The 24,408-nt window shown below is 45.5% G+C and carries 21 protein-coding genes; 18 read left to right on the forward strand and 3 right to left on the reverse strand.

What is annotated here, in order from left to right; all coding sequences use genetic code 11:
• Window positions 1-289 precede the first annotated feature (289 nt).
• The 7 genes from HQN88_RS29525 (at window position 290) to HQN88_RS29555 (ending at window position 7,433) form a co-directional block, all read left to right on the forward strand.
• Entirely contained in the window at window positions 290-1,147 is an 858-nt protein-coding gene (locus tag HQN88_RS29525; protein ID WP_337995181.1) for an SIS domain-containing protein, read from the forward strand.
• Between the two features lie 85 nt (window positions 1,148-1,232).
• Window positions 1,233-2,537 (forward strand): ABC transporter substrate-binding protein, encoded by a 1,305-nt coding sequence (locus HQN88_RS29530; RefSeq protein ID WP_173119166.1) that lies wholly within the window; start codon window positions 1,233-1,235, stop codon window positions 2,535-2,537.
• Between the two features lie 22 nt (window positions 2,538-2,559).
• Window positions 2,560-3,489 (forward strand): carbohydrate ABC transporter permease, encoded by a 930-nt coding sequence (locus tag HQN88_RS29535; protein ID WP_068663982.1) that lies wholly within the window; start codon window positions 2,560-2,562, stop codon window positions 3,487-3,489.
• Window positions 3,490-3,504: 15 nt separating this feature from the next.
• Entirely contained in the window at window positions 3,505-4,329 is an 825-nt protein-coding gene (locus HQN88_RS29540; protein ID WP_173119167.1) for a carbohydrate ABC transporter permease, read from the forward strand.
• Window positions 4,330-4,375: 46 nt separating this feature from the next.
• Entirely contained in the window at window positions 4,376-5,290 is a 915-nt protein-coding gene (gene murQ, locus HQN88_RS29545; protein ID WP_173119168.1) for an N-acetylmuramic acid 6-phosphate etherase, read from the forward strand.
• A 212-nt stretch (window positions 5,291-5,502) separates the two neighbouring features.
• Window positions 5,503-6,774: an FAD-binding protein gene (locus tag HQN88_RS29550; RefSeq protein WP_173119206.1), complete on the forward strand. Its 1,272-nt coding sequence runs from the start codon at window positions 5,503-5,505 to the stop codon at window positions 6,772-6,774.
• On the forward strand, window positions 6,774-7,433 hold the full coding sequence (locus HQN88_RS29555) for a hypothetical protein (RefSeq protein WP_173119169.1): 660 nt from the start codon (window positions 6,774-6,776) through the stop codon (window positions 7,431-7,433). Before HQN88_RS29550 ends, HQN88_RS29555 begins: the two co-directional genes overlap by 1 nt.
• Window positions 7,434-7,855: 422 nt before the next feature.
• On the opposite strand, the gene HQN88_RS29560 is transcribed toward HQN88_RS29555, so the two are convergent.
• Complete coding sequence (locus HQN88_RS29560; protein WP_173119170.1) at window positions 7,856-10,192, reverse strand: beta-propeller domain-containing protein; 2,337 nt, start codon at window positions 10,190-10,192, stop codon at window positions 7,856-7,858.
• A gap of 383 nt (window positions 10,193-10,575) precedes the next feature.
• Between HQN88_RS29560 and HQN88_RS29565 the strand changes: the two genes are divergently transcribed.
• The 5 genes from HQN88_RS29565 to HQN88_RS29585 all read left to right on the forward strand — a co-directional run bounded on the left by HQN88_RS29565 (window position 10,576) and on the right by HQN88_RS29585 (window position 16,883).
• Window positions 10,576-12,153 carry a helix-turn-helix domain-containing protein gene (locus HQN88_RS29565; protein ID WP_173119171.1) on the forward strand — a complete coding sequence of 526 codons (1,578 nt, stop codon included), beginning with the start codon at window positions 10,576-10,578 and terminating at the stop codon, window positions 12,151-12,153.
• Between the two features lie 112 nt (window positions 12,154-12,265).
• Window positions 12,266-13,225: an ABC transporter substrate-binding protein gene (locus HQN88_RS29570; protein WP_173119172.1), complete on the forward strand. Its 960-nt coding sequence runs from the start codon at window positions 12,266-12,268 to the stop codon at window positions 13,223-13,225.
• A 71-nt stretch (window positions 13,226-13,296) separates the two neighbouring features.
• On the forward strand, window positions 13,297-14,184 hold the full coding sequence (locus tag HQN88_RS29575; RefSeq protein ID WP_246320521.1) for a metallophosphoesterase: 888 nt from the start codon (window positions 13,297-13,299) through the stop codon (window positions 14,182-14,184).
• 310 nt (window positions 14,185-14,494) lie between these two features.
• The gene (locus tag HQN88_RS29580; protein WP_173119173.1) at window positions 14,495-15,355 is read left to right on the forward strand and encodes an SDR family NAD(P)-dependent oxidoreductase; all 861 of its coding nucleotides are present in this window, start codon (window positions 14,495-14,497) and stop codon (window positions 15,353-15,355) included.
• Complete coding sequence (locus HQN88_RS29585) at window positions 15,342-16,883, forward strand: AMP-binding protein (protein WP_173119174.1); 1,542 nt, start codon at window positions 15,342-15,344, stop codon at window positions 16,881-16,883. Before HQN88_RS29580 ends, HQN88_RS29585 begins: the two co-directional genes overlap by 14 nt.
• A 32-nt stretch (window positions 16,884-16,915) precedes the next feature.
• Here HQN88_RS29585 and HQN88_RS29590 read toward each other — a convergent pair whose 3' ends face one another.
• Complete coding sequence (locus HQN88_RS29590) at window positions 16,916-17,170, reverse strand: hypothetical protein (protein ID WP_173119175.1); 255 nt, start codon at window positions 17,168-17,170, stop codon at window positions 16,916-16,918.
• A 205-nt stretch (window positions 17,171-17,375) separates the two neighbouring features.
• Here HQN88_RS29590 and HQN88_RS29595 point away from each other — a divergent pair, with 205 nt between their 5' ends.
• The gene (locus HQN88_RS29595; RefSeq protein ID WP_173119176.1) at window positions 17,376-17,972 is read left to right on the forward strand and encodes a TetR/AcrR family transcriptional regulator; all 597 of its coding nucleotides are present in this window, start codon (window positions 17,376-17,378) and stop codon (window positions 17,970-17,972) included.
• 149 nt (window positions 17,973-18,121) lie between these two features.
• Complete coding sequence (locus HQN88_RS29600; RefSeq protein WP_173119177.1) at window positions 18,122-18,943, forward strand: SDR family oxidoreductase; 822 nt, start codon at window positions 18,122-18,124, stop codon at window positions 18,941-18,943.
• Between the two features lie 47 nt (window positions 18,944-18,990).
• Here HQN88_RS29600 and HQN88_RS29605 read toward each other — a convergent pair whose 3' ends face one another.
• Window positions 18,991-19,824 carry a hypothetical protein gene (locus HQN88_RS29605; RefSeq protein WP_173119178.1) on the reverse strand — a complete coding sequence of 278 codons (834 nt, stop codon included), beginning with the start codon at window positions 19,822-19,824 and terminating at the stop codon, window positions 18,991-18,993.
• Between the two features lie 298 nt (window positions 19,825-20,122).
• Here HQN88_RS29605 and HQN88_RS29610 point away from each other — a divergent pair, with 298 nt between their 5' ends.
• The 4 genes from HQN88_RS29610 (at window position 20,123) to HQN88_RS29625 (ending at window position 24,408) form a co-directional block, all read left to right on the forward strand.
• The gene (locus HQN88_RS29610) at window positions 20,123-20,692 is read left to right on the forward strand and encodes a hypothetical protein (protein ID WP_173119179.1); all 570 of its coding nucleotides are present in this window, start codon (window positions 20,123-20,125) and stop codon (window positions 20,690-20,692) included.
• Between the two features lie 64 nt (window positions 20,693-20,756).
• A complete protein-coding gene (locus tag HQN88_RS29615; protein WP_173119180.1) occupies window positions 20,757-20,987 on the forward strand; it encodes a hypothetical protein in 231 nt (76 codons plus the stop codon).
• Window positions 20,988-21,276: 289 nt separating this feature from the next.
• A complete protein-coding gene (locus tag HQN88_RS29620) occupies window positions 21,277-23,304 on the forward strand; it encodes an MGH1-like glycoside hydrolase domain-containing protein (RefSeq protein ID WP_173119181.1) in 2,028 nt (675 codons plus the stop codon).
• Between the two features lie 246 nt (window positions 23,305-23,550).
• Window positions 23,551-24,408: an ABC transporter permease gene (locus tag HQN88_RS29625; protein ID WP_420794164.1), complete on the forward strand. Its 858-nt coding sequence runs from the start codon at window positions 23,551-23,553 to the stop codon at window positions 24,406-24,408.

Genomic DNA, 24,408 nt, shown 5'->3' on the forward strand with positions numbered 1-24,408 from the left:
TAGCTTGCCGAGAAATCGGTAAGCTATTTTTTATGTGATGGTATGTTGAAATAGGTAGGCAAGTTGATGAATCATGTGTATATTACCTGACATCATTATTGGTATTTGAGGAGGATGAATGAGGAAAAGAAACCATTGTAAGGGTTTTTATGATAGGTTTAATGACAAAATGAAATAAAATTTCAAAAAACTATTTACAAAATGAAATAAAACTCATTATAATGAGGTCCATACGTTAGGTAAACTAACATAAATGAATTGTCATAAAAAACGATAGAGGATGTTGCCCATGTTAAAAGGTGGATTAATGAGCATAGAAGCTGCTATGGCAAGTTTGAAGCCGAGTGAGCGCAAAGTTGCACAATACATTTTGGAACATCCGCAAGAAGTGATCAGCCTTTCTGTACAGAAGCTTGCCGAGTTTGCCAGTGTTAGTGAAGCGACAATCATACGGCTTTCACGTTCTCTCCACTTTAAAGGATATCTGGAACTTAAGATGCGAATTGCTGGTGATTTGTCACAGTCGTTATTGCCGACAGATACCTATCAGGAAATTAATGCGAACAGTTCCATTGGGGAGATCATCAAATCAGTCACGAATAACAATATCGTTTCCATTCAAGATACACTAACTGTCCTCTCACCAGAAAGTGTGGAGAAAGCCATACAAACATTAAGCCGCGCAAGAAAAATTGGCGTGTTCGGCGTTGGTGCTTCGGGGATCATCGCAGAGGATTTCAAGCAAAAGCTTACACGGATTAATCGGTGGTGTGAGATTGGTACAGGGTTTGATGCCCAAGCTACCATTGCCGCTAACCTGCTTCCTGGTGATGTAGTCTTTGGAATTTCTTATACGGGTCAAACGGAAGATATGATTCGTTCGCTGGAAGTAGCGAAGAATAATGGCGCAGCGGTCATTACGTTGACCCGATTCGGATCTAATCCAGTTGCGGACCTTGCAGATATTCAGCTATTTACTAGTACGTTGGAGAAAAGCATCCGCAGCGGGGCGATGTCATCAAGAATTGCCCAACTGAATGTGATCGATATTCTATATGTTGGCATTGCTGGCTGCCACTACGAGGCAAGTGTGACCTCGTTGGAAATGACTCGACAGGCAGTTAGGGTTGGCAAACGCAATGGGTAACCGCTAGTAAGCTAATGAAACGGTTTGGTCCTCTAGTCAGGCTGGAGGTTAACATACAAGCAAAAATTAAAGGGAGGCTTTTTATATGAAACGTTTATTCAGTGGAGCATTATTAACTTTGGTCGGAGCTTCTTCCATGCTTGCAGCATGCAGCACGAACAGCACAACGCCTAGTGCAGCCCCTAGTACAGCAAGTGCTGCACCAACTACAGCAGCGACACAGGATAAAGTGAAGCTGACGATAGGTAGCTGGCGTACAGAAGATACAGAAGCTTACACAAAAATCATTGCTGAGTTCAAAAAGAAAAATCCCAATATTGATATTGAGTTTAAACCAACCAAGAATACGGAGTACAACACAGCTCTGAACACAAGTCTGCAAAGTGGAAATGGTCCAGATATTATTCATCTCCGCCCTTATGCAGCTGGTGCAGCTTTGGCAGATGCTGGCTACCTGGAGCCCTTGACGAATGTGAAAGGAATGGATGTATTCTCGAAAGATACATTGCTGGCTGCTACGGGTTCTGACGGTAAAGTATACGGCGTTCCAACCGTCTTCAGCTCGACGCAAGTATTTTATAACAAGAAAATCTTTCAGAAATACAATCTTCAAGAACCTAAAACGTGGGATGAACTCCTTAAAACAGCGGATACATTGAAGAAAAATAAAGTAACACCTTTCGCTTTCGGCTCTAAAGAAGGATGGATTCTATCGCTGACAGAAGGGACGCTTGGACCGGCTGTTTATGGGACGGATTTCATGAAGAAAATTGTTAGCGGGGATGCGAACTTCAAAAGCCCTGAGTATGTAAGTTCGATTAAAATGCTGAAAGATCTAACGCCCTTTTTCCCGGATAATTACGTAGGTATCGGCATGGATGACATGCGAAATATGTTTGTTACGGAGCAGGCGGCGATGATGGTGATGGGAGATTGGGAGTATGCGGTCATGAAGAAAACGAACCCAGATCTTCAAATGGATGTATTCCCAGTTCCGCCAATGAAAGCAGATGGCAAACAAACGGTAACCACTTGGGTAGATGGTTCATTTTCCGTGAATGCCAAATCGGCTCATAAACAGGAAGCGCTGAAATTCATGGAATTTTTAACAACAAAAGAATTTGGGGCTCTTGCCGTGAATGCCTTGCAAAAACCAAGTACGATCCCGGGTGTAGCGGCAAACGATCCTTTGGTAGCTAAGATCGCCAAAAATGCCGATACGATCTCCACGCCTTACGCTGCCGTCGTTTATTTCAATGCCGGTAATCCGACTACGAAAGCTACATTAGAAAATTCAATCCAAGGTATGTATTTAAATAAATTGACACCGGAGCAAGTGACAGAAGAAGTTCAAAAGATGACAGATACTTGGTTTAAACCTAAGAAATAAGTAAAGAGAAGGTGTGAGGGGCATGAATGACTTGGCCAAATCGTCCGGGTGGAAAAAGGGAGCAGTTCATCTGTTCCCGGTCCCTGCCCTCGCAGTTTACATTATGTTCGTGATTTACCCGATTCTTTCCGCGTTTGGTTACAGCTTTTATGATTGGAAGGGCCTCATCCGTGGGGAATTCGTTGGGTTCGGCAATTTTGTAAGCTTGTTTACGAAGGAACCGTTTAATCATTTGTTTTGGAATGCGTTTGGTCACAACCTGTATTATTTCGCCGTTGAGATGGCTGTGCAAAACGTGATTGCCTTTGGGCTTGCTTATCTTGTTTATAGCAAACTTAAAGGTTCGAATTTTTTGAAGATGGCCTACTTTTTACCTAGGCTGCTTTCAGTCATCGTAGTAGGCTTCTTATGGAAGCTCATGTTGAACCCGAATAATGGCGTTGTGAATGTCATGCTCAAAAAGATAGGTCTTGTTTCATGGGCCAAACCTTGGCTAGGAGACCCAGCTACGGCGTTAACTTCGATTACGATCGTTAACAGTTGGTTTGGTGTTGGTTTCTCCATGTTAATTTTCCTTGCGGGTTTACAAGCAATTTCCTCTGAAGTTGTAGAAGCAGCACGGTTGGATGGGGTCAAAGGATTCCGTTTGATTCGCTCCATCATCTTACCAATGATGAGTCAGTCCCTGATTATCATTACGGTGTTTACGTTCATTCATGCTTTTGAAGCTTTCGAGTTGATTTATGCGATGGAAGGGTCACAGGGTGAGCCATATAACTCGACTGACACATTGGCTGTCTTCTTTTATCGAATCGCTTTTGGCGGCTCGTCTGGCGGCGATTCGGTCGCACTTGGACTTGGTTCGGCATTAGCTGTTGTTCTATTTTTCATTATTGCAACGATATCGGCGTTGTTCCTGTACTTCACTAGGAACCAATCGGCGCAGCATTAAGACAGGAGGCAGACCATGAAAACCAACAAATCCGTTCGGGGACTCCAATACGCTGCGGCGTATTTGGGGGCGCTGGTCAGTTTGTATCCGATTTTTCTGATGCTGACCTCTTCCTTGAAGACGAACATCCAAATCTTAAAAAATCCGATGTCATTGCCAACGACCCTATCGTTTGCGGCGTATAGCAAGCTAATACATCAAATTCCCTTCTTCACTTATTTTTGGAACAGTCTTGTGGTTAGCGTTGTATCCGTAGTTCTAATTTTGCTATTTGGCGTTATGGCCTCCTTCTATATTGCGAGATATCCGTTCCGCTGGAATGGAGCATTATTCTTTTTCTTTCTCTTGGGCATGATGATTCCCATTAAGCTCGGGATCGTACCTTTATTCCTTTTGATGAAGAAACTCTCGATGTTGAATAATATTTGGTCGTTGGTTAGTGTATACACGGCGATCGGATTGCCGCTTGCGATTCTCATCTTAACAGGTTTCTTCAGAACACTTCCGAAGGAGCTGGAAGAAGCGGCACGCATAGATGGTTCTTCTGACTTTGGTGTTATGTGGCATGTTTTACTGCCGCTCATGCGGCCAGCGCTTGGAACTGTGATGATTATGAATTTTATCACCGCATGGAATGATTTCTTTTTCCCGCTTATTTTTATTCAAGATGATGCGAAGAAGACAATTCCGGTGGGCATGCTCTCCTTGTTCGGACAGTACTCGACAGACTTAAGTATGCTGTTCGCAGGGTTAACGTTGGCTTCTGTGCCCATGATGATTATATTTTTCCTAGCTTCTAAACAATTCATGGAAGGCATGACTGCAGGGGCTGTGAAGTAATGAAGGCAAGAAAGGCAAGAAATACTCAAGAATAGGAGGTATCATATTGGCTCAACAAAAGAAAAATGAACTTGTTACTGAGCAGAGAAATAAAAAGTCGTTGCACCTTGACCAACTGAGTATTGAAGAAATCGTAACTTTAATGAATGAGGAAGACCAAACGGTTGCCCTTTCGATCCAAGGCGCAATTCCTCAGATTTCTGCTGCTATTGCGGCCATTTCTGGAGCGTTGATCGCCGGTGGTCGACTCTTCTACATCGGAGCTGGAACAAGCGGACGTCTTGGGATTTTAGATGCTTCCGAATGTCCTCCGACATTCGGGGTAGAGGAGGATTTGGTAAACGGTCTCATTGCTGGCGGTGAAAAAGCGATTCGAGAATCCATCGAAAATGCGGAAGATGATGAGCATGCAGGGTTGCTCGCTATTTCTGAAGTTGTCAGATCAGGGGATGTTGTTGTTGGGATTACAGCCAGTGGAACGGCCCGTTATGTGATTGGCGCCATCCGTGAAGCGAATCGACTTGGTTTAACGACGGTTGGCATTAGTTGCAATCAGGATACCCAGCTGAGTACCCTTGTAACATATCCGATTGAAGTCCCTGTCGGGCCGGAAATAATTACGGGATCGACACGCTTAAAAGCGGGGACGGCACAAAAAATGGTGCTGAATATGATCTCTTCCACGACGATGATTCGAATGGGTAAGGTCTACGGCAATCTCATGGTTAATGTTCAGGCTACCAATCACAAGTTAAGAGAACGTACGGTTAGAATTATACAAGAAGCAACGGGCACTGATGAAGAAAGGGCACGTCAAACTGTAATTGATGCGAAAGGCGATGCAAGAGTGGCTATTTTGATGGAGATGTTTAGCGTTAGCCAGCAGAAAGCCTTGGATGTACTCCTACAAGTACGAAATCATTTCGGTGATGCCGTGAAGCTGCTTCAACAAAGTCAATGAAAATAGATCTTAAACTCGAATAAAAAGGCTGAGCCCCGAAGCAATTCTTTCTTCGGAATGCTCAGCCTTTTTTCTAATCCTATCAGCTCATTATTGTTCTGTGTAAGTGGAAGGGCTGTTGTCTTTAACGGTTCATCATGGAATGGAAATAGGCTTGTCAGGGTGACTATGTTAAAATGTTAATAAATTTATGAAGATGCTGGAGGATAATGATGATGAATGAACGCAACTGGGCTGGTAATTATACGTACAGCGCCTCGGAAATTCATGTTCCCGCGAACATAGAAGAGGTACAAGCATTAGTGGCTAGCAGTCAACAAATCAAGGTGCTGGGCACGCGCCATTCGTTCAATGGCATCGCGGACTGTACGGAAAGCTTGATCTCGCTTCAGAAGCTGAATCGTGTGATCTCGCTTGATCGAACGAACCATAGAGTAACCATAGAGGCCGGTATTCGCTATGGTGAATTAGGCGAGTATCTTCATGCGAATGGGTATGCGCTGCACAATCTCGCATCTTTACCTCATATTACAGTCGCAGGCGCATGCGCCACGGCTACACATGGTTCTGGTGATCGGCATGGCAACTTGGCGACCGCTGTTTATGCGATGGAAGTGGTCATTGCGGATGGGAGTATCGCACTGTTCTCACGTGAGCATGAAGATGGTCGTCTTGCCGGTGCAGCCGTTGGACTAGGCGGATTAGGTGTCGTTACGAAAATCACCTTGGATGTAGTCCCATCCTTTCAGATGTATCAACATGTGTACGACAATGTGCCATTAGCGCAGCTTGAAGCGCACTTCGACGATATTTTCTCCAGTGGCTATAGTGTCAGCCTATTCACAAAATGGCAGGCATCTGCATTTAATCAACTGTGGAAGAAACAGGTAATCAAGGATTCCGCCGACGCCGCTGTGCAGGTGGAACCGGAATTGTACGGAGCCAAGCTCGCAGACGCACATCGTCATCCCGTGCCAGGCCACACCTCCGAGAATTGCAGTGAACAGATGGGAATACCAGGGCCTTGGCATGAACGGATGCCGCACTTCCGGATGGATTTCACGCCTAGTGCAGGAGAAGAATTGCAGAGCGAATACTACGTGCCCCGACAACATGCGTATGCGGCACTATGTGCACTCGACAGTATGAAAGAGCTCATCTCGCCACTGCTTTATGTTTCTGAGGTACGTACAATTGCGGCAGATGATTTGTGGATGAGTCCCTGCTATAAGCAGGAGATGGTAGCTTTTCATTTTACATGGAAGCCGAATTGGGAAGCTGTTAAACAAGTCCTGCCTATCATTGAAGGGCATCTCGAACCTTTTCAAGTTCGACCGCATTGGGGGAAGCTGTTCACGATGTCACCGGACCGCGTGCAGTCGCAGTATGAGAAGCTGCCTGAGTTTCAACAACTGCTTCGTCAGTGTGATCCGCATGGCAAGTTCCGCAATGACTTCTTGAAAACGTACATCTTAGGAGACTAATGATGCTAAGAATCGGATGCTTCCATGCCCATCATTCCAATATTGAACATATTGACAATGCCCTGCGCAGTTTGAATGTGGAGCTCATTCATTATGTAGATCCTGGCCTGGATCGGATCAAGCTGGATGCGGATTTCACGACCGAAATGGCTCAAAAGAAAGTACTCGACACACTGAATTGGATAGCCAACAGCCATGTAGATGCAATTTTAATAACTTGCACTTTTTTTACAGCCATTTATAAGGAAGACGTTCATCGCTTTCCGATCCCGATTATCCCAATCGATGATCCGCTGTTCGGAGAGATCTGTCAGCTCAATCAGCCTACGATTGTTGCTTTCACCAATCCGAGCACCGTACAAGGAACGATGAACCAGTTATCTCTTTACGCCGCTAAAAAGGGGATTCCGATAGAAGCATCGCCCGTCCTTCTGGCGAATACCTTTGAGCTCATCATGCAGGGGAAAAAGAGTGAATACATCGAAGCTGTCACAGATGGGTTGATCCAAGTGATCGAGGCGAATCCAACGAAGCGCGTGGTTGCCGCGCAGCTTTCGATGGTGCCAGCTGCCCAGCTTGCGGAGAGGCAAACGAAGCGTGTTGTTGGAAACCAACTCGTTTCATTAGCTGCGTATCTGAAAGAGGTTTTAGCTGTATAAGTTGTCCTGAGTTAAATGAAAAGAGGGTGTCCCAAAAGACAAACCTGAGAAAAGGAAACGAGGATACGGGGTAGGATTGTAGCTGGTTGGATGGTGGTTTGTGGCTTGCGAACGTAAGGTGACTGCCGATTCGTGTTTAGATGTATACACTACAGCTAATTTGCTCGAATCTGATGTATTTTCGCGATTAGATGGAAAAAGTACATTTAATTGGTATCTCATTTGAAAAATCGAGCAAATTGAAGGAATATAACTACAGGAAATACAGTTGTTCTTTCAAATTCGAGAAATCAGCTTCAAATAGATGGAGAAAATCCAGTAATATTGCACGAGGCAGATTTATTAACTCATCCGTTATTAACAAAAAGAGGCTGTTTCAAAAAGTCTGAATGGACTTTGAGACAGCCTCTTTTTTGAATTGCTTACGGGATGACTACCGTATGCTTTTCTTGCAGTGTAGTAAGATCATTCGCTTTAATGAATCCGTTCGACACGGTATACAGGGTGTCGCCGATATAAAGAACGCGCTGCACCTGTTTATCACCGGCATAGAAATGCTGACCCGCCTTACTCAGATCTTCCTGCGAGAGATGGGTGATGCCGCCGCGGAACTGGAACCCTTTTTCCAAATCAAGGTTGTAAACGTACGCCCCCTGGAAAGCAAAGCTGCCATATGCGCTAGCTGAATTCTTCGAATTGGCGGCCGCTGGGTCAAGTTTCATCACCGTAACTGGGAAGGAAAGTAGGTTTTTCTCCTTGGAAAAGAGCAGGGCACGGTGATTATTCAGCAACTCCGAGTCGGTTCCACGATCCCCAATCAACTGAGTAAATTTCTCCTTCGGATTATTCACATCAGAGACATCGAACAGGGCTACTTTCATGCCTTGATAATAGGCGATCGATTGTGAGCCTGCCGCATTTTTGTTGTCAACCTCAACCGTATCCTTGCCGAAGCCAATAATGTGGTTTTCGTCGTAGGGATGCAGATAGTTGCTGTAACCAGGGATCTTTAATGCCCCTAACAATTTCGGCTGATCGGGTTGTTTAAGGTCTAAGACGAATAGCGGGTCCGTATTTTTAAAAGTAACCATATAAGCGCGGTCGCCCATGAAACGGGTAGAATAGATGCGCTCGCCTGGCGCGATGTTTAAGATCTTGCCTACTTCTTTCATGTTCGCGTCAAGGATGTAGACGTGGTTTTTCGATGTGCCTTCGTCTGTGCGCCAGACTTCTCCTGTGGTCGTAGCAAGACGGAAGTGTCCGTTATGCTCATCCATCGAGAATTGATTAAGCAGATGACCAGGCACTTTGCCGGTGTTTTTATATACAGCTTTTCCAGTGTTCAGCCCGAATTGATAAAGAATTGTCTCCTGCTTCTGATCCTCGTAGGTTGTGGCAGCGACGTAGAGGTTTTCTTCGGACGCGTAGACATTCTGACCCGACCCGAGGTACGAGGTAACATTCATCGTCTGTGTCAGATCGTTCAGGTTAAGACTTCCGACGAGCACATAGTTAGGTTCAAGAGCTTTGGGCAAATAGTAGATTTGATCTAACGGAATTGAAGTGAATGAATCTCCTGCCGAGGAATCTCGGTAAGCTGGGGCTAGTTCTTTTTTGGCATCATCCGTATTCGTCTTTTCACGGTAGTAATAGTAATTGACATATTTATTAGCTATAAAATAAAGCGATGTCCCGATTTTACGAGAAGAAATATAGTTGCCTTCAAGCTCAACTTCTTTAAGTAACTTCAGGTTACTTCGATCGTTGAGATCGTAAACCATAACCTTCGTCGTTGCCTGGGAGCGGATAGGTGAAATCATTCTCTTGTCTACAATGCTGATACTACTGCTACTGCTGCTCGCGGCCTCATTATATGGCACAGGTCTGAGGTTTTGATAGGATTGCCCAACAACGATTAGATGCGAATCGTCAACGTAGATTTCACTGGGTTGGAACTGCGTGCTTGCGGTGTTTGCGGTTTTGGGGAAATCAAGTATACTCAGCACTTTCATCTCATCTGCGGGATACGCTTGAGTGACGACAATCCGCTGCTTATTTACGGTATAGATGTACGTTCCATCTGACTTGACGACATCCGATTCATCCACCCCTTGCACTTGTACATTCGTTCCTGAGTACTCGGGTGACACGGATTTGGCCGAGTCTTGGACCGCAACACTAGCACTGCCGGGGGGAGCTGGCGCTGAGGAAGTAGTGAGAGATTGCTTCGTCATGACAACATTTGCGTGTGATCCGCTGCTTTCATTCTGCGTTAACAGTGTAACCAAGTGGTCATAAGTACCGACAACCGGTAAGCTATCCGTTTGCCTGGTGATGTTTACGGAACTGGTTGCTGAATCCCAGCGAACAACATGATTAACGCTTTCCATAAAGAAACGCAGCGGGACGTAGAGAGAGTCACTTACGATTTGCGTGGTACCGTTCATGGTTGTTGCTTGGCCGTTAACATAGGCATGGTCGGATTGTATCGGCAGCTTCAGCTCGTACCCATCGCGTGTAACAACAGCAGCTCGTTCAGCTTCATTCCAGGTTACTTCCATGTCCAAAGCGGTTGCAAGATCGCGAACAGGTGCCATTAGAATGCCATCCATCATGCGAGGCTGCTGAGAGAAAGCGATGGGTTGGCCTTCCAGCTTGACGAGCGTATTTTGACCAGCATTCGTAGAGACAGGCGTAAAAGCGGATGTTAAGAGGATCGCGGTCGTTAGGAGGCCTATGTCCAAAACCTTTTTCTTCATCTAGCTCATCCTTTGCTAAGTTATTGTAGGTTTCCATTATTTTTATCTGTATCCACTAAACGGATGGTATTGAAGATTTGTTGCATGAAATTGGAAATATTTCTCTGAAAGAGGTTGGAGGCTATTATCGTGCTGATCGGCTTTTGCAATCTTGCTTTCTAGTAGAGACTCCCTTACAAGGCCAGCTAGGTTTGGATATACTGTGTGTATAAGAGAGGCTGCTAAAGATGGAGCCAGCGCTGCGTTTGGTGTGAGCTGCGAAACGATGTTTATGGATAAGAACACATGTCCAGTCGTTTTGTGCTACGCTAAAGCAAGAGACAGAAGGAAATGAGGGATCGGCGATAGATGATACCCTAGAAAGGTGGCTGCCGCTAGATAAAGTGGCGCTTAGGCTGCTTCAGATTCATTATCATCGTTTGGACACGGATGGATTCATCAAGCTGCAGATTCCGCATGCCTATAGAATGCTTCTTATCCTAGGCGGAGAAGGCAAATGTATGGTGGATGGCGAGTGGATTCCTCTTCAACGGGGGAGCTGCTGCCTACTGCGTCCAGGGACATATACGGCTGCCAGCGTGAGCACAGGAGAAGGATTGGCCTGGTACGATTTCACCTTCGAGGCTTTTCCTTACGACCAGAAGCCGGTAGGCAGTTCAGGAGATGCGGGCCAAGGAGACAAAGTGTGGTGCGGCGTTATCCCAGAGCATTCGCTGGCTCAAGCAGTAGATCTCGCCAAGCGACTGTATATGGAGCGCGATAACCAAGAGCGCGTTGAACGGTTCCGTTTAAATGTAGTTTTTCAAGAGCTCCTTTACTGGGTGATGAAGGATTTGGGCAACGAAGCTGTCGGACAAGCGAAGGAGCGAATTACCCGAATAATCGACTATATGGAGCGTCATTTCCAGGATAATCTTACACGCGACATGCTTGCGCAAATGGCTGGTATGAGCCCTGAATATTTCTCCCGTATATTCAGGAAAGAGACTGGCAGGACGCTAGGCGAGTATTTGACGAACATTCGCATCAATCATGCCAAACGCGAGTTGATTCGAGGTCAAGCGTCGATTGGTTGGATCGCAGAATATGCCGGTTATGGCGAGCAGTACTATTTTAGCCGCAAATTCAAGCAAGAGGTTGGCATGTCGCCTACAGTCTATATGGAGAAACAAAGAAACCATGTGGCATGCCTGTTCCCGCCGTATGTAGACCATATGCTAGCATTGGGGGTTACCCCTTACGCTACTATGATGGATAGAGTACACCCCTTGTCGTCCCAAGTGCAACGATCCATTCATTTAGGAGAGCAGGAAGCTGAGCTAGGCGAACGTAATCTGAGCCAACTGCTGCAGATTGAGCCGGATTTGATTCTTTGCAGCCAATACATTGATCCGAAGCTGGAAGCCAGGCTGAATCGAATCGCACCGACGTTTACGATCTCGTATAAACAGGAGTGGAGGCGCGTTTTGGGTGAAATTGCTGCTTTGCTGGGCAAATCGGAAGAGCTGGAAGAGGCGCTTTCCCGTTATGAACGCAAATGTCATGAAACATCGACACAGATCAAGTCAGCTATCGGTGAGCAAACGGTCGCCTTGCTGCGAATCCATGCAGATCAAATTCGCTTGTATGGCGGGTCCAGGCATTCGTATACGGCACCTGTGCTGTATGGGGATTTGGGACTGAAGGCGCCAGATCTTGTGCGCCGACTGGCTTGGGACGATTACTGGGCAAGCGTATCGATCTCGCATCTTGCACAGCTCGATGCGGACCAACTGCTGCTTGTCGTCGATCCAGGTTGCGAGGAGCAGCTGCAGACGTTGATGGACAGCCGAAACTGGCATGACATACCAGCTGTGAAGCGAGGGAATATCTATCGCGCAGATTACTATACATGGATGAGCAGCGGCATTTTGATGAATACCATGAAGATGGAGGAAGCATTGCGATTCCTGGGACCATAGATGTCACAATTGTCCATCTCCATGAACGGTTTTGTCCTTGGCAGTCGAAGAGGATCACGATACAATTGATAACGATTCTCAGTATAGTAAGGCACAAGGAGTGGTAATCGACATGAAGAAAACTCGTTTATGGATGATGGGGGCACTAGCTGTCACATTGGGAGTATCGCTTACAGGTTGTGGGTCAAAGAATACGAATGCAGCGAACACTGCAACCGCGACGGTCAGCCCAAGTACTGTGAAGGAAACGGCGTCGGCCAAGCCTGCGGCTCAAGAGAAGACCGTTAAGGATGAGATCGGTCATGAAGTGAAGATTCCCGCTGATCCGAAGCGGATTCTCGGAATTTATTTGGAAGACGAACTGCTGTCGTTGGGCATTCAGCCGTTCAAGCAATCGAAGATCGGAACATGGAGCGGACAGGATTATCTGGGTCTTTCGATACCGGCCATCGATGTGAGTGGAAGTGTAGAAGCCGTATTGGAAGCGGCGCCTGATCTCATTTTGGAAAATGTATATGATGAGAAAAGGTATGGTCAATTTTCCAAAGTGGCTCCGATGTATGCCTTTAAAGACGCAAGAGCAGATTGGAGAGCGACGATTCGCACGTTAGGCGATCTGTTTGGCAAAACAGAGAAGTATGACCAGAGAGCCAAGCAGGCTGGAGCGACCATCAAGCAAAAGATTGGCGATCAAACGATTGCAATCGTTCGTGTTCATACGAAAGAGTTCCGACTCTATGGGGGCCCAGGTTATGCCGGACCTGTTCTTTATCAAGATTTGGGGCTTACGCCATCGAAGCTTGTGAAAGAATTGATACTGGACAAGAATGGGAAAGTTGTGCCGATATCCTTGGAAATGATCCCTCAGTTGGATGCCGATCACATCTTTATTACAACGGATACAGGAGCAGAGGACAAGACCAAGGAATTGCTGGCTAATCCACTGTGGCAGAGTCTTCCGGCTGTCAAAAAGGGGCATGTGTATCAGGTTAATTTTGAAACATGGATGAAAAGCGGTCCAATCGCTGATGGCAAAAAGATTGATGATGTGCTTGCTGCACTTACAAAATAAGCGTTGCCCTAAAGGCTGTTTCTTCAGCAGTGTTCATCTGCCGGAGGGACAGCCTTCTCACGTTGCAGGTCATGTTATATAATTGTGATATGGAAAATAAAGAGAAAATAACACGTCGTTCCTTTTTGAAAAAGTCTCTGCTGCTAGGCGGAAGTTTACTAGCGGTCCCTCCGTTAAGTTATGGGTATGCCACGCGGGTAGAGCCCCGTTGGTTGCAGGTTGAGCGCATTTCATTGGCTTTTGCTACACTGCCAGAGACATTCAAGGGATTGCGGATTGTGCAATTCAGTGATCTTCATTTCGGGTTCCATTTGGATGTCGGGCAATTAACCAAGGTAGTCAAAGTCATTCAGGCAGAAAAACCAGACATCGTATGCTTCACCGGCGATCTCGTCGATTATGAGATTGGCGGGCAGGGGCAAGAAATACGAGATGTTTTGAAAACGATCACAGCAACTTACGGCTGTTATGCCGTGCTCGGCAATCACGATTATTATGGCGATGTGGACGAAGTGGCGGATGTGTTAGAGGGTGGTGGGTTTCACTGCCTGCGCAATCGGGGACTACGGATTCAGAAAGACAGCCAATCCATATGGATCGCCGGCGTCGAGGATATGTGGGAGGGTGTTCCTAATCTTAAAACGGCGCTGCAGTCAGCGAAAAAAGAAGAATGGGTACTCTTGTTATCCCATGCACCGGACTATGCGGATGTTGTTGCGGCTGTTGGAGGCGTTCATTTGCAGCTATCGGGGCATTCCCATGGAGGTCAAGTAAGACTTCCTATCATTGGGCCATTGGCTTCTGTGCCTTTTGGCGTCAAATATCCATCAGGACTTTATCATATAGGGAACGGTAAGCAGCTTACGCTCTATACGAATCGAGGTATTGGGGTGTCGGTTCGTCCCATTCGGTTTATGTGTCGTCCTGAGATTACGGTGTTGACGTTGGTTAAAGGCTAGGGCAGCTAGATCGCGTTATGCCACGTTTACGAAATAACGGGAGAACCTACAGTTAATTCCGTGAGATTCTGCGAATTTATAGGAATAACTGTAAAACCTACATTTAATTTCAAACAATTGCTTCAGAAACAGCAGAAACTCGAAAATTAGCTACATATTTTACAGTTAAATCTGAAATTCAAGTTAAATTCGGAGAAATAACTGGAGGTTATCCAGTTATTGATGTGTGTAGTTGATGTGGCGGGGGGAACTTACTCCAAGTACATCCCCTCATCCGATTTAAGCCCCAATAAAAGAAGGTAGTGAATTCATGCCAAGTGCTAGCCTACACACGCTTCTCACATATCTCTTATTCCCACCTACGAAATTAAACAGACAAAAGCTAGAGCGCCAGCTAGCCGGCAAAACGGTCCTAATCACCGGTGCCAGTTCAGGGATCGGAGAGCAAGTCGCTTACCTGTTATCCGATATACGGGTCCATCTGATCTTGGTAGCCAGACGAGAGGCGAAGCTCCTAGCCATGAAGAGTGAAATCGAAGTGAAAGCAGCAGCACGCGTAAGTGTGTTCCCAGCAGATCTTCGAGACCCAAAAGACATGGAGGGATTGCTGACCTTTCTCCATCAACTGCCAGAGGGGCTCGATATTGTCATCAGCAATGCTGGGCATTCGATCAAGCGTTCCATTCAGGAGTCGTTGGACCGGTACCACGACTTCACGCGTACGATGGCGATTAATTATTTCGCGCCGGTTCAACTATTGCTCTCTATCATACCGCTGCTAGAGCAAAAACAAGGGCATATCCTTAACATTTCGACGGTCAATGTGATGCTAACTCCGATGCCTCATTGGGCGGCGTATCAGGCATCGAAGTCAGCTTTTGACACTTGGTTTCGGTCCGCCGCTCCTGAGCTTAACAGGATGGGGATCGCCACAACCTCAATCTATCTCCCGCTTGTAAGAACGCCTATGATTATGCCAACGGCAGCGTATCGCAAATTACCCGCAATTTCCCCAGAGCATGTTGCTAAAATGATCGGTAAAGCTATCTATACCAGAAGGCAAACATTCAAACCATGGTGGTTGATTTTCGGAGGGCTAGCTGCTCTGCTTTTCAGAACGATGCCTAGATTATTAGTAAGTAAAAAGGGTAGTGGCCATGAGGATAATTAAGCTGATCTATGTGCTGTATCTGATTAGACTGCTCTCACTATTGGCGTTGTTCCGGTTAGCCTCTGCCATCTATGCATCGGGTACCAATCTGATGGCTCTGTTGCATTTTGCAGCTAGAACCTACGGTGATACAATCGCTTTGGCAGATGAAAAGGAAACATTGACATATAGCCAATTGTTTGCACAATCCAAACAGCTTTCGGCGCAATTAAAGATGAAGTATCAGCTTGCTGCCGGTAAAAGAGTGGGCTTTCTGTGCAAAAACCATGCTTCTCTGGTAAAAGCCATCTATGCGGTTTCTTTTACGGGGGCGGATATCTATCTACTGAATGCGGAAATGAGCAAGGCTCAATTGCAAGGAATTATGGAGAGCAAAGATTTTCACCTTGTGGTCTATGACGACGAACTAAGCGTTTTACTAGAGCAAACAACATACACGAATGCCAAATTGCCCAGCTATCATTCTACTTTATCTGCGATCCATAACTTATCTGTCACACCTGTATTTGAAAAGCCAAAACAACGCCGAGCATCTTCGGGGAAATTAGTGCTGCTGACGGGTGGAACTACAGGCAAGGCCAAAGAAGCGGCGCATAAGCCATCGCTATTCAATTATTTGGATCCTTTTGCGGCATTCCTGAGACGATTGCAAATCTTGAACAAGCACACAGCCTATATTGCTACACCAATTTATCACGGTTATGGCGTAGCTGTGTTGCTCCTGTTCTGTGCTTTGGGCAAAAAAGTCGTGATTCAACGTGGGTTTGATGCAGAGAAAGCTTGTCGATTGATTCGGGAGCACCAGGTTGATATTGTAACGGTAGTTCCTTTAATGGTGCATAAAATGTTAAAAACCAACACAGACGATCTGAAATCTCTGTCTTGCATTGCTTCAGGCGGGGCTGAGCTCAATCCTAAACTGGTCCAAGAGACACTAAGTCAATTGGGAGAAGTATTATACAATTTGTACGGCACATCGGAAGCGGGCTTGAATATCATTGCAGTTCCTCAGGATTTGCTATACTCCGCCCACACGATTGGCAGAAAGATTAACGGTGTTCATTTAAAAGTTCTGGATGGTCAGAATGAAGAAACTCCAATCGGCAGCGTAGGCCAAATTTGTATTCGAAACAGATGGTCGATGCGAAACAAAGCTAGTGCTTGGATTGAAACCGGCGATTTGGGGTATCGGGATGAGAAGGGGTATTACTTTTTGCGTGGGCGAGTAGACAGTATGATTGTTTCAGCGGGGGAGAATGTGTATCCGTTCGAAGTGGAACAAATCTTGCTTACTCACCCATTCATCGAGGATGCAGCTGTTGCGGGGATAGCGGATGAGCTTTTTGGACAGCGGTTGAAAGCATGGGTTCAATTGGTAGCTGGTACGGATATGACAAGTGAGGAACTCCTTGATTGGTTGCGCACAAGATTGGCACGATTTCAGTTGCCCAAAGAGATCAGCTTTGTCGAGCAGTTGCCCTATACACCTTTAGGAAAATTGGATAAAAAAGCGTTGAATAAGAAATGACCACCACAGGATAAAGTGTGATGGTCTTTTTATTAGAAGATTGGTCTGAAAGGAGAACATGGTCTGGACTCCACAAGAAATATGGCTAAGAGATCAAACAGAACTAACGGAAGGAGAAATGGCAGGAATGAGATTTGTGCTTTCTTTCCATTACGTGTTTGTTTCAAATAGACCTTGTGGCCGTCGACTTTCACAATGGTTCCACGGTAAGTGCCGTGTATCGTATTTATCGTAACTTCTCGATTGAGGTACTTTTTACAGATGGCATAAGACTGGGATCGCGTCAAGGGAATACCCCCTTTCTAGCTTTATTAATCTAGTATATGTTCGTCCCATAGAACAAGTGCGTGTGTTGGAGAACTATTCCTTCAGAAGGGGATGGTAGGGGAGCCGAGCATCGTTCCGGGGTTTTGCGGTGGATTGACTTAAGCAATTGTTTGTTATATGATTAGAACGATCATTCGATCTATTATAAGCGGAAGGAGGCAGAATATGTTCGAACGATACAACAAGGTCCAAAAAGCCGTCTTGGAAACAACGTTGCATCTGATCATTGACCGGGAGTTGCAGGCTACATCGATGTCATTGATTGCCAAGGATTCTGGCGTCTCAACAGGCAATATCTATCATTACTTCAGCAGTAAAGAAGACATCATTAATGAGCTTTATAAGGCTATCGTTTTGTTCAATGGTGAGTTCGTAACGAAAGACTTGAATAAGGCCGATTCCGTGAAGGAACGGTTCCATCAGGCTTGGAGAAGTGTATTCGAGCTAGGAATGAAGTACCCGAAGGGTTTTCGATTCATTGAGCAGTATTCATTCTCACCTTATATTTATGAGCAGACCAAAGAGGAAGCCATTAATAGCGGATGGTGTGGGCCGCTTGAGAAGCTGTATGAGCAGGCGGTCAATGAAGGAATTTTCGTCTCTCTGGAGCCGCGGATGATGGTTCAGATGCATTACGGTTCTATCGTTTATCTTCTAAAATTATATCAGCGTAACTCGCAAGACCTTACAGAAGAAATCGTCGGTAAAGCCATTCTCGCCTGCTGGAACGCGGTGAGCAAAGAAAAAGGTTCGAACAGTTAAGTTCAGCCTACTTCTTTTATCCATAATAGATTGAACGTTCGATAGAAAGGTTGTTGTTGCATTTCGTCTTGTTTACATGATGGACAGTGCACTTTATAGAATGAACGTTCATTTTAAATGAACGCAAAATTAGTATCGGAGGAATTAGTATGCCAACCAAAACAATTTTTATTACGGGAACTAGCTCAGGGCTAGGCAAACTGACGGCCATTCATTTTGCGAAGCTCGGCTGGAACGTAGCCGCGACGATGCGCACCCCAGAGAATGAAACCGAGTTGACTGCATATGAGAATGTGAAAATTTTTAAACTGGACGTTACGAACCTGGAGGAAGTTCATTCTGCCGTCGACGACGCAATTGCGGCCTTTGGGAAAATCGACGTCGTTGTCAACAACGCAGGAATGGGTGTCTACGGGGCACTAGAGTTGGCATTGGAAGAGACGATCGATTGGCAATTTGACGTGAACGTTCGTGGACCGATCAATGTAGTTCGGAAATTCTTACCGCATTTCCGAGCCGAAGGTGGAGGCATGTTTATTAATATTAGTTCTTTCATGGGTTTCACAACGGCTGTGCCACTCGGCTCCTTGTATAACATGTCTAAATTTGCACTAGAAGGCTTGACGGAAGGGCTGTATTACGAGCTCAAACCGTTGAATATCGAACTTCGGCTCATCGAACAAGGCGGCTCTACTGGCAACAATTTTAAGAATAACATTCGATGGAACAAAGACGAGAGCATCACGGCTTATGACGATCTAATGAATAAAATTACTGCGTTGATGGATAATAGGGATAATAGCAATTTGGATGATCCACAAATCATCGTCGATGCCATTGCGGCTCAAGCACTCGGAGAAAGCAACCAATTCCGGACGGTCATTGGCGAGGCGGGTAATAACTTGTTGGCGCTGCGGAAGTCGCTTCCTATCGAGGAATATCTGGAAACCATGTTACAAAACTATAAATAACAACAAATGAAGCGGCCGACCCTAGTGGATCGGTCGCTTTTTTAAGATCAAACAGCAACTTTTGGCTTTCTCCAGTACCAAAGGGCGCTAACGATGAGATAGAGTCCCGCGACTACAGAAAGCAGTATAAGAGTGAAACTCGACATGTTTTCCATGGCATCAAGCCAACCGATTCTTTTCATGCCGAAGAGACTGATGTTAAATACAATCCCAACCAGCAGAATGGACCACATGGATGAGAGGCGAACATAGATGGATCCATAAATAAATCCTAACGCAACACCCAGAAGCTGCATCGCAACTCCACCTGGCTGCAATGCTGCAATAATTAAAGCGATGACCAGAATTGGCCAGAATACGGGAACATGTTTCCGAGCTTCGTTAAACATGATACCGATGAACAGAATTAACTCTAGTGCTGTGGTGAACACGGAGGAAAGAATAATGTAAACGAAAGGAACAGAAGAGAAATAGTCCTCTGTAAAATCATTGAACGTTGGAAGGTTGTAGTAAAGAAGTAGTTTCATGGAGGCAGCATTTAATAATGTGAACGCCAGCCCGATCGTTATCAAGTGAACAGCAAAGCTCAGTCTGATTGGCGAAAAGTTGCTAAGCAACCAAAAGCTTACTGGTGTTTGTTTTAAAAGTCGATATTTAATGGCATAAACAATTCCGGAAAGTGCGATAGTAGCTGCAAGAACCATGAACACCTGGATGGGGATGTTCTTTCCTTTTCCAAATTGTCCCCATCCTAATACAGGATCAATGACGAGATTATAGAGGAAGATCACTACAATGATGACCATCACATAGAGTACATAATTTCCCAACATCGATAAATATCTCTTCAGGAGAATCGCCGCCTTTTCAAATAAATTCATATGTTATTTCCATGTTATAACATCTATTCATCAACCATACATATTCTCGCAGTGTGTATCAGTATTCTTTTTAAAATATTCCTATCGAATTTTCTAAAATCTTGTTGCTTCTTCTCAAGAGCTATCTGTATTTATTTATTTCATTTTTAGGTAACTATTTCCAATTCAAAACGTCTATACATATATGGGAACTGTAGAGTAGAAAGTGTATTAAATGAACCATGGGAAGCAGAAACAATGAAAAAAACGAATTCTTTGTTGAATCGCTATACTAAAGTAAGTGAAAAGGAGAACTAGAATGACAAAGTTGTATGATAAAAATTCTTATCGTTGGTCACTTTTAGGCGTGGCGGTCTTAATTGGACTAGGGGGAGTATTTTTAACGAATGGTAGAACATCTGCTACAACCTCGGCCCCTCAAATTGTTCTTGAAGCATATCTGGATAGTGCAGTAAAGGGGGATATGGCTAAAGCCTTCTCCTATGTAACAGCCAAAGGAATAAATGATTCAATATCATGGGAGGAGTTCGAAACCGGGATCAATACGGACAAACTTGTATCATATAAGATTAATAAGTTTTTCAATGAGGATGAAACTCATGCAAGTGCATCGATTACAGTAAAATTACTTAAAGAAGGTGAAAGGAGAGTCACTAATGATTTAATCAAGAGGGACGGGGTATGGAAAATCACAAGGAATAAGACGCCCTCTCCCTCTGAGAGTCCTCACATAGAAACATTAGACGTCTATAACAATCGGGCAAGTCAAGCAGAGAATTATGAAATTCAAAGAAGTATTCGTGAAGGTGACATTGGATTTGCACAGCCAAGCATACAACCAACTTCTGGTGGCGTAACGGTGCCGTAAAGCAGTAAAGCTTGCCTTGCTTTTGTAAGGCAAACATATAAATTGAGTCAAGAGGTGGTATGGAATGAGTACCATTAAAATCCACGAGACCCAGCCTGACAAGGAACGATTATATAACAACAATACATTTGTAGAGGAAGATCTTCGTTCTATTCAAAATATTGAGGGTGGAGGACCAATAAAATTAAATGATTTTAATACATTGCCACGTCCTCTAAAGGTATTCGGATACTTCTTCTTCTCTGCTTTAGTGTTATTTGGCGCGATAACAGTTCTAATTAGTTTTTTATGTTAAGGTGATCACATGTAAGTCCATCATGTAAAAAGAGAACGAAAATCGGAATTAAAGGACCTAATTAAAACGCCTCTGTTGGAATCATTCCAACAAAGGCGTTTTTTATATCCATTCTCGCAGAAAATGACAATGAAATAACAGTTGATGATTACTTTTCACTCGCATAGTCAGTTTATCCGGTCTATAAACAAACAACCAACAGAATGAATATCGACGGAAACGGAGTGCGCTCTTTAAGATGAGGATGTCGATGCACGACGGACTGCACACGAAAAGGAAAGGTGAAACGATGAATTATCTTTTGAACGACTTTGCATTTGATTTGCGAGCCAGTGTGGCTCCATCTAATCACATATGGGTATGCAGCGGATATAGTACAGTTGCTCCACTAGCGGGAACGGTTGCTGGCGTCAGCGGCTTGTTCTCTCCACCGTTTGCCGCGCAAGATGTGGAAGTGCTGCTTGATTTCATGGCAGACGGACATCGCATAAGCGATACAGGTAATCGAGGGAAAGGGGATTGCGGTCTATTGTACGCCGGAGCCGAATGGCGGCCAGATCGAATCGAACGGACAGGAACGTACCACTACTTCGTGGAAGAACGACTGATTTCGCTCTCCGTGCGCAGCTCACTTGTTCCGCTTGCGGATCGCGCTGGATTTGTACTAACGGTACGGGTTGTTAATCGGACGGACCGCAGTATTCAGTTGAACATCCTTCCACGGGTTACACCAGGCCGGCCAGGCATCCAATCACTGAACGATTGGGATTTCGGCCATCCTTCGATGGGCGCACAAGTGCATGAAGTCGGTGCGGGCATATGGGAGAACGATGAAGTAAGGGTTACGCTTGTACAAGAAGCAGCGGATTCCGCGCTTATAGTTCCTGGGCAAGAGTCGGTTTACCGTTTGGCTATCCTACTGACGAAGGCTCAAGAATCCGTATGCTTGGATGACAATTTAGCGGCATGTGAACGGCTTACGCATGAGGTCTGGGAGAACCGGATTCAGCGTTACTGTGAGTCTGTTCCCAAGTTGACCAGCGACATTCCTGGTCTTGAAGATTACTATCGACGATCGCTTGTCAGCGGTTTGATCTGTCTATGGGAGCATCCCGACTTTGCGATGCAGCCCTTTCCAGTCGTAGCAGGGATGGAAGGCGCCGGAATTTGCTGCTATCCATGGGATACAGGAGGTTATGCCGCTCGGATGCTAGGACTGATGCTGGGAAGTGATAAAGTGATCGAACTGGCGCACATGATGGCGCGATGCGGCATTGAGCGGCATTCGAGATTCTCTCCTAGCGGTCTAGGGAAGGATGTTCCTTACTCGTACAGCCTATGGTCTTTCTTCAATTTAATCTGGTGCAACGTGACACAGTATGGCGAAGGATTGGAACTCTATGATTTGATGAAAAATCTACTGCTTCACGACGAAGAACGGCTGCCGGCCTGGGGAGAATTGCTGGATTATGGCAAGCAGCACAATTTGCTCGAAATGAGGAGTGCCGCTCATGAGCATATTGTATCCAGCCCGAACGCCGAAAGAGCCTGGTGTTATGATCGTTTGGCTGACATGGCTGAACGTATTGGACATGCCGAATCCGAAACATGGCGTGATAAAGCCAGCCGTATCCGAGCAGCGATTCGGGACCACTTATGGGATCCAGAGAACGGATGGTTTCTATGCAAGTACCCGAACGGGCATATAGAGCGGGTGTACACGATTCAGGCATTCGATACATTAAGAATGGGCGTTTGCAATGAAGACATGGCCCAGGCTTTACTGACACATGTAAAAGATGGGGCATTTATCGGGCCTTATGGTGTTAGCAGTATCTCCGCGGAAGATACGTTCCATTATGAATTGAATGACCCCGACTGGTCCGGCGGAGGCAGTTATACAGGTGAGAGCCCGACGCTCGCGCTTACGTTGTGGGAACAGGGTCAACCCGCGTTAGCTTGGGATGTCCTGAAGCGATTGTTCTGGATGGGTAAGCATCTGCCCTATTTCCCTCAGGAGCACTATAGCGATCGGCCTGCTGTTCCGAGCCATAAGCGGGGCAATATCATAGCTGGGCTCACAGGTACGGAAGCGCTGGTGTTTGGCATGGCGGGCATCAAACCGATGTTGGATGGAACGGTGGAGATATTTCCGCAGCCGCCGCATGAAGGAAGTGTTTCAATTTGCGGATATCGCTATCGCGACCAACAGTTTGACGTCCATATGAAGCCGAACCATTGCACGATTATATGTGATGGAGAGCTCGTATATAGTGGAACTCCTTGCGCCTTTAGCTTACCAAAGGATAGCAGATGACAACGACACGGAAGAAAATGATTATCTGATGGAACTAGCAACGAAATGAATATCGACGGAAACGACATGAGGCAATTAACATGAAGGCAGTGAACGATTGTTGGAGGATGTGACTGACCTATGACTAGAACAACAGCCCAGAGAAAGCGCGTGCTGACGCAGGCGAACTCAGTGGGCACATCGTACAAACCTGGATATCTGAAGCAGCTATTGCTGGATATCAATAAAGAAAAGCTGCTGTATTGCATGCTAATTCCAGGCCTTTTATTTTTCATCCTATTTAAGTATTTGCCGATGCTTGGTGTGGTCATTGCCTTTCAGGATTATCAACCTTTTGCGGGGATCTTAAGGAGTCACTGGGTCGGCATGCAGCACTTTCAGCGCTTCTTCACGAATCCGGATTTTTGGAAGCTGTTCAGAAATACGCTCGTGCTGGCTGTTTACAATCTGCTCTTTTTCTTTCCGCTGCCCATTATTTTAGCTTTGATGCTGAATGAGGTTCGGAAGGAGTTTTTCAAAAGATTCGTGCAAACCATTATTTATATCCCCCACTTCATCTCGTGGGTCGTCGTTGCAGGGTTGACATACACCCTGTTTACAACAGAAGGCGGGATTGTGAATGAAGCTCTTGCTTATATGGGCGGAGACAAGATTAATTTCTTGTTGAGTAAGGATTGGTTCCGTTCGATGATTACATCGCAAGTCATCTGGAAGGAAACCGGCTGGGGAACGATTATTTTCTTAGCGGCTCTCTCTGGGGTCGATCAGCAGCTTTATGAGGCTGCACGAATGGATGGAGCTAATCGTTGGCACCAACTTTGGCATATTACGTTACCCGCCATCCAAACGACGATTGTTTTGTTGCTTATTTTAAGACTAGGCAGCTTCTTGGACACTGGGTTCGAGCAAATTTTCCTCATGTTGAATTCTGGCAACCGGGAAGTAGCTGAGGTGTTTGATACGTATGTTTATACGTCCGGTCTAGTGAATGCGCAATTCAGTTACAGTACGGCAGTAGGGTTGTTTAAATCTCTCGTAAGCCTGATTCTGGTCGTTTCTGCAAATGCCATGGCAAAGAAATACGGCGAGGAAGGGGTTTATTAG

The organism is Paenibacillus qinlingensis (assembly GCF_013204845.1).
GTDB lineage: Bacteria > Bacillota > Bacilli > Paenibacillales > NBRC-103111 > Paenibacillus_E > Paenibacillus_E qinlingensis.